We start from the raw sequence: 1724 nt of genomic DNA, 5'->3' as shown, positions 1-1724 counted from the left end.
TCGTGCCTCAGAACTTGGCGCTCGGGTCCTTTGTTTGGCTGGTGTTATATATAATTCACTCGTTTGTTTCTTCTGGCATGACGGTTTATGAGTCATATGAATAGTAATGTTGGAAAAATGAAAATGTGTAGCATCCATTTCTTGGAAATCGAGCCCTACCCGGACTTTACCGCAAAACGGCTAAAACTATGAATCATGCGGTTTGCTTTGTCAGCAGTAGGTGAATTGAAGTGGAAATTGACGAGCATCATAATAATTGATTTTTTATTTCAAAATCTGGAAATACGACTACAGATTTTTAGCAACAAATTGGGCCAATTTTTGTGCCACCTTTGATGTTGTACAATGTGTCAATCAGATTATGGCTCGATCGATTTCTTTCATCTTGTACTGTGCGCGCGCGCACAGTAGTAGTATCGTTTATTATCATTCCACCCCCGGAACACATAGTACATAAATACTAGTCAACTGTGATCGCAGTACAGAGGTGAAACAGAGACTTAGGTAAATAAAAAGTGTACAAGGGAGGGACCCTTGGTTTTGCCCCTGTCGAGGTCACTTGTGTTCCGAGTCCTTAGTCTTAGCACCAACGTGCACATGCCTCAACATTTCAACGCTTAACGTTTCAAGGCCGGCAATAAGACGTTCGACTTGGTCCTCAAGCTTGTCCATGCGGAGCTGGAGGCCGTCAATAAGGCCTTCAGTAGCACTTAAGACATCACTCTGTGTGCCAATAAGACGTTCGACTTGGTCCTCAAGCTTGTCCATGCGGGGCTGGAGGGTGGCAGGTGGGTCTGCCTGCGCGTGTTGGCGTGGCTGAGAAGCCACTACGGCTGCATACGTCTTCTCCGATGTGGACTGGTCGGCCAAGTGGCCACGCTGATTTTTCAGCTGCTGCTCCCTGACCTTGAGACGTGCGACTTGGGTCTCAAGCTTGACCACGCGGAGCTGCCCCTTAAGACGTTCGAAATCGGGCTTTCGGTTTTTGTCCTTTGCCTTGTCCTTGGCCTTGGCCTTGGGCTTCTTGGGCTTGGGCTTGCGTACGTGCCAGAGGTTACTGGCCCTGCAGTCCTGGTCCCTATTCTCCTTGGTACGTCCACAAGTCGCGGACGAGCAGAACTTTGGGTGGAAGAGCTCGCACTTCTTCGCCGTGCACCGAGTGCCCTTCCAGGCTGACTTGCAGGCCTTTTTCCTGACAGTATTGTCTTCGGTTGCCGCATCGTCTTCTTCGTCTGCCTCGGTGCTCATGCTCTTCTCGAGCTCGAGGTCAAGCATCACCCCTGACAGGTGTGCTCTATTGATGATCTCAATGAGGACTCCGATGAAGTCACGTTTGCGGAACTTGGAGCTGACGAGCTGCTTCAAGATGTCCTCAGGTGGCATGGGGCCGTCTGGCCGGTCGCCGTTGAGGTCGAGAAGTCGTGTGATAACGGGGATGGAGTCCTCCAGTTTTTGGTCCACTGGAATGATCCGTTTGGCAAAAAATGAGCCAAACTGAGTCATTTTTCTTCTGAGCTCGGAATTTCCCGGTTTTAGGAGCAAAATCCGTGGGAATCCTGGCGCTGCTTCACCTATGGTGTCCGGTCCAGCTTCCTCACCGGTTTTCCGGGAGTTTACGGCCCGGGAACGGCGTTTTTTCGGATTTTTATCCGGTTTTTAACGTTTGTTTACTTTTTGCCGATAGTGCCGAAAGTTCATCATGCATGTATGGCAAAGTTTTAGAA

General features: G+C 49.5%; 1 protein-coding gene. It reads right to left on the bottom strand.

The annotated features are described in order from the left end of the window. Positions 1-555: 555 nt before the first annotated feature. Positions 556-1503, bottom strand: a complete 948-nt coding sequence (locus EYQ01_10375; GenBank protein HIE66190.1) for a hypothetical protein — start codon at positions 1501-1503, stop codon at positions 556-558. Between the last annotated feature and the right edge of the window lie 221 nt (positions 1504-1724).

This window comes from Candidatus Manganitrophaceae bacterium, assembly GCA_012960925.1.
Taxonomy (GTDB): domain Bacteria; phylum Nitrospirota; class Nitrospiria; order SBBL01; family JAADHI01; genus DUAG01.
This window is presented reverse-complemented; position numbering and strand designations above follow the sequence as displayed.